General features: G+C 65.2%; 9 protein-coding genes. 1 reads left to right on the top strand and 8 read right to left on the bottom strand.

Going from position 1 to position 8,910, the window contains the following annotated elements; all coding sequences use genetic code 11:
- Nucleotides 1-4: 4 nt before the first annotated feature.
- The 8 genes from NP3_RS02000 to NP3_RS02035 all read right to left on the bottom strand — a co-directional run bounded on the left by NP3_RS02000 (nucleotide 5) and on the right by NP3_RS02035 (nucleotide 8,450).
- Entirely contained in the window at nucleotides 5-1,312 is a 1,308-nt protein-coding gene (locus tag NP3_RS02000; protein WP_063037164.1) for an aspartate aminotransferase family protein, read from the bottom strand.
- Nucleotides 1,313-2,455, bottom strand: a complete 1,143-nt coding sequence (locus NP3_RS02005) for an ABC transporter substrate-binding protein (protein ID WP_063037166.1) — start codon at nucleotides 2,453-2,455, stop codon at nucleotides 1,313-1,315.
- On the bottom strand, nucleotides 2,452-3,228 hold the full coding sequence (locus NP3_RS02010) for an ABC transporter permease (RefSeq protein WP_063037168.1): 777 nt from the start codon (nucleotides 3,226-3,228) through the stop codon (nucleotides 2,452-2,454). Before NP3_RS02010 ends, NP3_RS02005 begins: the two co-directional genes overlap by 4 nt.
- Entirely contained in the window at nucleotides 3,225-4,133 is a 909-nt protein-coding gene (locus NP3_RS02015) for an ABC transporter ATP-binding protein (RefSeq protein WP_245720764.1), read from the bottom strand. The genes NP3_RS02010 and NP3_RS02015 overlap by 4 nt, the downstream gene beginning before the upstream one ends.
- Nucleotides 4,130-5,020 (bottom strand): ABC transporter permease, encoded by an 891-nt coding sequence (locus tag NP3_RS02020; protein ID WP_063037170.1) that lies wholly within the window; start codon nucleotides 5,018-5,020, stop codon nucleotides 4,130-4,132. Before NP3_RS02020 ends, NP3_RS02015 begins: the two co-directional genes overlap by 4 nt.
- 79 nt (nucleotides 5,021-5,099) lie before the next feature.
- Nucleotides 5,100-6,137: a TIGR03842 family LLM class F420-dependent oxidoreductase gene (locus NP3_RS02025; RefSeq protein WP_063037172.1), complete on the bottom strand. Its 1,038-nt coding sequence runs from the start codon at nucleotides 6,135-6,137 to the stop codon at nucleotides 5,100-5,102.
- Nucleotides 6,138-6,175: 38 nt separating this feature from the next.
- Complete coding sequence (hydA, locus tag NP3_RS02030; protein ID WP_063037174.1) at nucleotides 6,176-7,597, bottom strand: dihydropyrimidinase; 1,422 nt, start codon at nucleotides 7,595-7,597, stop codon at nucleotides 6,176-6,178.
- A gap of 16 nt (nucleotides 7,598-7,613) precedes the next feature.
- Nucleotides 7,614-8,450, bottom strand: coding sequence for a nitrilase-related carbon-nitrogen hydrolase (locus tag NP3_RS02035; protein ID WP_063037176.1), 837 nt, complete (start codon nucleotides 8,448-8,450; stop codon nucleotides 7,614-7,616).
- A 122-nt stretch (nucleotides 8,451-8,572) separates the two neighbouring features.
- Between NP3_RS02035 and NP3_RS02040 the strand changes: the two genes are divergently transcribed.
- A partial coding sequence (locus NP3_RS02040; RefSeq protein WP_245720765.1) for a GntR family transcriptional regulator occupies nucleotides 8,573-8,910 on the top strand: 338 nt, incomplete at its 3' end.

Genomic DNA, 8,910 nt, shown 5'->3' on the forward strand with positions numbered 1-8,910 from the left:
CGATTCACTCCACGTATTCGTCGGCAACCTCCAACACCTCGTCGACGATCTCCAGCCCCGTGCGCAGCTCGTCGGCCGAGGTGGTCAGCGGCGGCGCGATCTGGAAGCGGTTGCCCGCATTGAACGGCCACAGCCCACGTTCCTTGGCGGCGGCGGTGACCCGATTCATCGGTTCAGCGGCGGGACCAGCGGCCGCGAACGGGACGAGCGGCTCGCGAGTGTGCGGATCGCGCACCAACTCCAGCGCCCAGAAGAACCCGAGGCCGCGCGCCTCGCCGACGCTCGGATGCCGAGACGCCAACTCCGCCAGGCCCTTTCCGAGGACATCCGCGCCGACCGTGCGCACATGGTCGAGAATGCCGTCGCGTTCGAAGACATTGATCGAGGCGATGCCCGCGGCACAGGCGAGGGGATGTCCGGCATAGGTGAGTCCGCCTGGATACACCGTATTGTCGTAGCGCTGCGCGATCCGTTCGGCCATCAGCACACCGCCGAGCGGAACATAACCGGAGTTCACGCCCTTGGCGAAGGTGATGATGTCGGGCGCGACATCGAAGGCCTGGACCGCGAACCACTCACCGACCCGGCCGAATCCGACCATCACCTCGTCGGCGATATACACGATGCCGAATTCGTCGCACAGTTCCCGGACACCGGCCAGATAGCCCGGCGGCGGCACGAGCACACCGTTGGTGCCGACCACCGTCTCCAGGATCAGGCCCGCAATGTGTTGCGGCCCTTCCAATTCGATGACCTGGCGCAAGTGGTTCAGCGCCGCCGTCGTCTCTTCCTCCGGAGTGCTCGAGCCCCACGGGGATCGGTAGGGGTAGGGCCCGAAGAAGCGGACCACGTCGACATTGGTCGGCTCGGCACCCCAGCGCCGGGGCTCACCGGTCAGCCCGATCGCGACGCCGGTGCCACCGTGATAGGAGCGGTAGGCGGCGAGCATTTTGGTACGGCCGGTGTAGCTGCGGGCCAGCCGCACCGCATGTTCGACGGCCTCCGCACCGCCGGTGGTGAACAGAATCCGGTTCAACTCGCCCGGTGCGCGTTCGACGATCAGCCGGGCCAGTTCGCTGCGGGCCTCGTTGCCGAAGGTCGGCGAGATGGTCGCGAGTTTCTGTGCCTGATCGATAATGGCCGCGACGATATCCGGATGCTGGTGGCCGATATTGACATTCACCAGTTGGGAGGAGAAGTCGAGGTAGCGTTTGCCGCTCTCCTCCCAGAACCACGACCCCGACGCGCCGACGATCGGTACCGGATTCAGGGTCGCCTGGGCGCTCCAGGGATAGAAGACGTGATCGACCACCTATTTACCGCCTTCGGTCAGTGTCACCTGCTGCGGTGCGAATCCCGTTCCGGTGACGTCGAGTCCACCGGATTTCAGTAGGTCCAGCGCCTTGGTGACGTATTCGTCGGTGAACGCGCCCGCATCGGGATCCTGCTTCAGCACCGTGACCCCCTCCTGGTTCTTGGTCTCCTTGGCGATCTTCACGGTGCGGTCCCATGCGGACTTGTCGATCATGCCGATCCCGCTGGGCGAGGGCCAGATCAGCTTGTTGACCTCATTGATCTGCCACTGCTGGTGGCTGGCGCCGAGTGTGCTGCCCGCGGTGACAGTGATATCGCGGCATTTGTCGACATTGTCGCGGCAGAACGCCCAGCCTTTCAGCGAAGCCGCGATGAATTTGACGGTCTGGTCCTGGTACTTCGTATCCTTCAGCTTCTCCGAATTCGCCCAGATCGCGTCCTGCAGCATGGCCACGCCCTCGTCGTTCCAGTCGATGGTGGCGAAATCGTCTGCGGTGTAGAGCTTCCCGGTGCCCGGATTCTTCGTCTCCAGCAGCTGGGCGTATTCGTTGTAGGACATCGCCTGGGCGGCAGTGATGTCCTTGGCGAGGAAGGCATTCATATCGAACTGCTGCTGGACCAGCTTGACATCCTTGGACGGATCGATGCCCGCCTTCGTCATGCCCGCGAACAGCTCGAATTCGTTGCCGTAGCCCCAGTTTCCGACGGTCTTACCGCGCAGCGCGGCCGGGCCCGTGATGTTGTCGGACTTGAACGACACCTGCTTGGTGCCCGAGCGCTGGAAAACCTGCGCCACATCGGTAATACCCGCTCCGGCCTCGCGCGAGGCCAGCGCCTTGGGTACCCAGGCGATCGCGTAATCGGCCTGTCCCTGGGCCAGTACCGTCTGCGGCACGATATCGGTTCCGCCATCGAGGATTTCGACGGACAGGCCCTGCTCCTTGTAGAAGCCTTGATCCACGGCGGCCAGATAACCCGCGAACTGCCCCTGCTTGAACCACTGCAACTGCAGGCGCACCTTGGTCAGGCCGTCTGCGGTGGTTCCCGAGCTGTTGTCGGTGGTGCTGCAGCCGGTCAGCGCGGCCGCCGCCAATGCCGCCAGCGCGAGACAAGCGCGTAAACGCCCTGTGGCAGTTCTCATTTCGATCTCCCAAAGATGTCGCGGATCAGGATGGTCCGGGGTCGGCGGGTCAGTTGTTCGAGAATCAGGACGACGGCGAGGAAGAGCAGGCCGACGGTCATGGCGCCGACCACATAGGCCCACGCGCGCGGATAGGCGGTATTCGCCGCGGCGGAGGTGATTCGGCTGCCGAGGCCGTTCTGCAGGCCGCCGAAGTATTCGGCGATAACGGCCGCGATCACCGCGCCCGGCGCCGCGATGCGCAGACCGGTGAACAGGTAGGGCAGTGCCGCGGGCAACCGCACCGTACGGGTGATCTGCCAGCCGCCCGCCGCATACGAGGTCATCAGATCGGCGTGCACCTGCGGCACCTGCCGCAGGCCACGGGCGGTGCTGACGAACATCGGAAAGAACACCACGATGGCAACGACCATGCGGCGCGGGGTATCGGTGGTGGTCGAATACATCGAATTCAGCAGCGGGGCGAGCGCGACGATCGGCACCGCGGCGGCCGCGGCGGCCATCGGCGTCAACAGCCCCTCGACCAGCCGGAACCGAACCGCGACCATGGCCGCCACAATGCCGAGGACCGCACCGATCAGCAACCCGATGAGAGCGTTCGTACCGGTCGCGGTGGCGGCATCGACGATGCGGTCGAAGTTCTCGGTGAACTGTTTCGCGATCGCGGTCGGCGCGGGCAGCAGGAAGGGCGGCACACCCGCCACGACGGTCAGCACCTGCCACAGCGCCAATCCGCCGACGCCGAATGCCACCGGTGGTAGCCACGTCTTCATTGCGGATCCTGTCCCGCGACGATGATGTCGGCGGTCTCGTGTCCGCCACGCAGTGCGGTGCGGACCGCGGCGACGGCCTCGAAAAACGCCTCGCTGGAACGGATATCGTCACCACTGACACCCGCCTCCCGGCCCCATCCGCCGGTCGGCACGATCTCGGTGATGCGGCCGGGCCGCGGTGACATGACCACCACGCGGTCGGACAGGAACACCGCCTCCGGAATGGAGTGTGTCACGAAAACCACTGCGGCACCGGTCTCTCCGGCGATGCGCAGCAACTCGCCCTGCATGCGTTCGCGGGTCATTTCGTCCAGCGCCCCGAATGGTTCGTCCATGAGCAGCAGCGAAGGTTTACGGGCCAACGCCCTGGCGATCGCCACGCGCTGTTGCATTCCACCGGACAGTTCCGCCGGATAGCGGTGCGCGAAATCGGTGAGACCGGCCATCTCGAGGAGCTCCGCACTGCGAGAGCGCCTTTCGGCCTTCGGAACCTTGTGCAGCTCGAGTGGTAATTCGACATTGGCCGCAACGGTGCGCCAATCCAGCAGTCCCGCCTGTTGAAAGGCGATGCCGTAATCCTGGTCGATTCTGGCCTGCCGCGCGGACTTGCCGTGCACGGTCACGGTGCCGCTGCTCGGTCGTTCCAGATCGGCGATGACGCGCAGCAGGGTGGATTTGCCGCAGCCCGAAGGACCGATCAGCGAGACGAACTCCCCCGCAAGGACTTTCAGCGAGACACCCGTGAGCGCGGTCACCGAACCCGCGTCGAAGATTTTCCCGACATCGATGAGGTCGACCGCCGCGACGTCTTCGGCCTCCGCCGCGACGAAACCCGGATCCGGCGCCTGGATCTGCTCGTCGGCCGCATCGCTACCCGTGGTGGCCGATTCCACTTTCCCGGTCAACGGGTACCTCCTGAAGAACCGCGCGCCCCGGCCGGACGGCTGTAACGACGTAGTGCCACTTCTGCCAAGCCGACGACGGCGGTCACGGCGACACCGAGCAGTACGGCGGCGAGAACAGCCGCATAGAGCCGGGCCGCGTCGCCGGTGGCCTGCTGGGAGAAGACGATGATCTGGCGGCCGATGCCACCCGCGGTGCCGGTCGAGATCTCCGCGACCACGGCACCGATCACCGATGCCGCGGCGGCCAGGCGCAAGGCGGGCAGAAAATGCGGCACTGCGGCGGGAAACCGCAAGTGCACCAATGTCTCCCACCAATTCGCGGAGTAGCTGTGCAGCAATTCCACCGATGCCTTGGACGGCGACTGCAATCCGCGCAACATCCCGACCGCCACCGGGAAGAAGGCCAGATACGACGCGATGACCGCGATACTCATCCACGGCCGCCACGGTTCACCGGCAATGACGATCTTCCCGCCCCACCCGGCCACCAGCGGCGCCAAGGCGATCAACGGAACCGTCTGCGAGACAACGATGTAGGGCAGCAATCCGCGCTCGACGAAGGAGAAACGCTGCATCACCACCGCGAGCGCGATACCGACGACCGTGCCGATCGTCAGTGCCAGCAGCGCGAGCCCGAAGGTGAATCCCGCTGTGCGCAGCAGTGTTCCGCCGACCGTGCCTGCGCCGTCCTTGTCACCGAGCACGGTGATGACCGACCAGACGTGCGGCAACGCAGCGTCGCTCGTGCGCGGCAGAATCCGGGTGTCGCCGACACTCACCCCGCGCTCGGGCACGAAGTACTTGACGAGTTCCCACACCGCGACCACCAGCACCAGCGCACCGACCGCGTAGCCGACCTGCCGCGCCCGCAAAGCTCCCGCTCTCATCGATCACCCGCCGACACCGGAACCGGCTCCGCGAGACGCCTCTCGACCAGCTCACAGCACCCCGCCGCTGCCGAGGCGATCACTCGGCACCCGCCGTCGCCGTGACCGGATGCGCCAGCCTGGGCAGCACCGACTCCCCGTACGCGTCCAAGGTGGCGGTCTTGGCATCGTGCTGGAGATAGACCGCGAACTGGTCGACACCCAACTTCTCCAGCTCGTGCAGCCGAGCCAACTGCTCATCGGGCGTGCCGATGACACAGAAGCGGTCCACGATGGCGTCCGGCACGAACTCGGCATGCGTATTGCCCGCACGGCCGTGCTCGTTGTAGTCGTAGCCCTGACGGCCCGCGATATAGTCGGTGAGCGCGGCCGGAATATCGCCGTCGGTACCGTACTTCGCGACGATATCGGCGACGTGATTGCCGACCATGCCGCCGAACCAGCGGCACTGTTCCCGGGCATGCGCCGTCGCGGCATCGGATCCGTCGGTGACGTAGGCCGGTGCCGCCACACAGATTTTCACCGATCCGGGCGCGCGCCCCGCCTTCTCCGCGGCCGCCCGCACCCGGGCGATCGTCCACGCGGCGATATCCGGGTCGGCGAGTTGCAGAATGAATCCGTCGGCGACCTCGCCGGTCAGATCGAGTGCGCGCGGACCGTATCCGGCCACCCACACCTCGAGCCGCGACGCACTCGCCCACGGGAAGCGCACCACGGTGTCGCCGATGCGGGCACTACGACCGTTGCCGAGCTCCCTGATCACCTCGATGGACTCCCGCAATGTCGCCAGCGTGGTCGGTTTGCCGCCGAGGGTGCGCACCGCGGAGTCACCGCGGCCGATACCGCAGACGGTGCGATTGCCGAACATGTCGTTGAGCGTCGCGAAGGTGGACGCGGTCACCGTCCAGTCCCTGGTGGCCGGGTTGGTGACCATCGGGCCGACGACCACCTTGCGGGTGGCGGCCAGAATCTGGCTGTGGATGACGTAGGGCTCCTGCCACAGCAGGTGCGAATCGAAGGTCCATACATGCGAAAAGCCGTGTGTCTCCGCCTGTCTGGCCAGTTCGACCACCCGCGAGGCGGGCGGTGTGCATTGCAGCACCACACCGATATCCATGCGGCACTCTCCAATCAGGTCACATCAGGCCAATCGGGTCAGATCAGGTTCTGCGACAGTTCGCGGGCGATGAACCGGCCGTGACCGGCACTGCCCAGATACGAGCCGTCGTCGATGATCACGCGGCCGCGCGAGAGCACTGTGTCGACGTGTCCGTCGATCTCGAAGCCCTCCCACGCCGAATGATCCATATTCATGTGGTGGGTCTTGCCGAACCCGATGCTGGTGTGCCCGTTCGGGTCATAGATGACGATGTCGGCGTCGGCGCCCGGACTGATGACGCCCTTGCGCGGATACATGCCGAACATGCGTGCCGGTGTAGTGCAGCAGACCTCGACCCAGCGCTCGAGTGATATCAGCCCGTTCTTGACGCCCTGGAACATCAGATCCATCCGATGTTCGACACCGCCGATCCCGTTGGGAATCTTGCTGAAGTCGCCGAGCCCCAACTCCTTCTGATCCTTCATGCAGAAGGGACAGTGGTCGGTGCTCACCGATGTGACATCACCTGTGCGGATATAGCGCCACAGCTCGTCCTGATGCCCCTCCGCCCTCGATCGCAGCGGCGTCGAGCACACCCACTTCGCACCCTCGAAACCCGGTGCGCCCAAATGCTCTTCGAGTGACAGATACAGATACTGCGGGCAGGTCTCACCGAAGACGTTCTGCCCGTTACCCCGCGCGGCGGCGATCTGTTCCATCGCCTGCTCGGCCGAGACGTGCACCACGTAAAGCGGCGCATTCGTCAACTGCGCCAACATGATCGCACGATGGGTGGCCTCCTCCTCCATCTGCCACGGCCGGGAGACACCGTGGTAGTAGGGCGAGGTCTCACCGCGGGCCAGTGCCTGCTCGACCAGCACATCGATGGCGATGCCGTTCTCCGCGTGCATCATCAGCAGCGCGCCCAGATCGGCCGCCGATTGCATGGCCCGCAAGATCTGACCGTCATCGGAGTAGAAGACACCCGGATAGGCCATGAACAACTTGAAGCTGGTGACTCCCTCGGCCACCAATTCGCTCATCCCCTTGAGGGATTCGTCGTTCACCTCACCGATGATCTGGTGGAAGCCGTAGTCGATCGCGCAGTTGCCCGCGGCCTTCTCGTGCCACAGACCGAGGGTGTCCTGCACCCGCTCCCCCGGCTTCTGCACCGCGAAGTCGACGATCGTCGTGGTGCCGCCCCAGGCGGCCGCGCGGGTGCCGGTCTCGAAGGTATCGGAGGCCTCGGTGCCGCCGAAGGGCAGTTGCATATGGGTGTGGCCGTCCACGCCGCCGGGAATCACATATTTGCCGGTCGCGTCGATGACCACATCGGCGGACCCGGCGAGATCCGCGCCCAACGCGGTGGCGCCGGGCTGCAGGACCGCGACGATGGTCTCGCCGTCGACGAGCACATCGAGCAATTGCGATCCGGTGGCCGACACCACCGTGCCGCCGTGAATGAATGTCTTCGTCATATCGATATCACCAGCCTCAGGGAGCCACCATCGGTCCGTAGGCGTCGGGGCGGCGATCGCGATAGAACGCCCAGCGGTCGCGCACCACCTTGATCAGATCCATATCGAGGTCACGGATCACCAGTTCGGGATCGGTGTCCGAGGCGACGTCTCCGACGAATTTACCTTCCGGATCCACGAAATAGCTGGTTCCGTAGAAATCGTCATCGCCGTATTCCTCGATACCGACCCGGTTGATGGCGCCGATGAAGTATTCGTTGGCGACCGCGGAAGCCGGTTGCTCCAGCTTCCACAGGTAACCGGACAGGCCACGCGAGGTCGCGGAGGGGTTGAAGACGATTTCCGCACCGGCCAGGCCCAGGGCGCGCCAGCCCTCCGGGAAATGCCGGTCGTAACAGATGTAGACGCCGACCCTGCCGACCGCGGTATCGAAGACCGGCCAGCCCACATTTCCGGGCCGGAAGTAGAACTTCTCCCAGAAGCCGTTGACGTGCGGAATATGGTGTTTGCGGTACTTGCCGAGGTAGCTGCCGTCCGCATCGATGACCGCCGCGGTGTTGTAGAGCAGCCCGGGCTGTTCCTGCTCGTATACCGGCAGGATCATTACCAAGCCCAATTCCTTTGCCAGGGCGGCGAAGCGCTCCGTCGTCGGCCCCGGCACCGATTCCGCGTAGTCGTAGAACTTTGTGTCCTGCAACTGGCAGAAGTACGGGCCGTAGAACAACTCCTGGAAGCAGATCACCTTGGCGCCCTGCGCGGCGGCCTGGCGTGCGTAGTCCTCGTGCGCCTTGATCATGGACTCTTTATCACCCGTCCAGTTCGTCTGGACGAGCGCCGCTCGAACGATTCCCATGCTTTGTTATACTTCACCGAGATCCAATTCGGTTGTGTTACAAGATTGCGGAAACAGTTTCGTAGCCGTAAACCTTGGGGCCGGTCTTCGTTCCGGCGCTGTGCCCGACGCAGAATGACGCTGTGAACTTCGATCCGACGACCGCGCCGCAGGTGCCCGCAGACGACCTGCGAGACACCGCGCCCGCCACCGGCGCGGCCCGGTCCGGCCTGTTCAACGCGGATCTCGAAGATCGCACCCCCGCCGGAATCGCGGCCGCGGTGAGCCGCCGGATACGTTCCGGAGCAATCGAACCCGGATCGCGGCTGCCGACCGTGCGTGAGGTCGCCCGCGAGTTGCGGGTGTCCCCCGCTACCGTCAACCAGGCTTGGCGCGCGCTGGCCGCCACCGGCGCGATCGTCGCGCGGGGGCGTGCCGGAACCTTCGTCGGCGAACGCAGCGCCACCCGCGCGACCCCGCC

It is taken from the genome of Nocardia pseudovaccinii NBRC 100343, from assembly GCF_001613225.1.
GTDB classification, from domain to species: domain Bacteria; phylum Actinomycetota; class Actinomycetes; order Mycobacteriales; family Mycobacteriaceae; genus Nocardia; species Nocardia pseudovaccinii.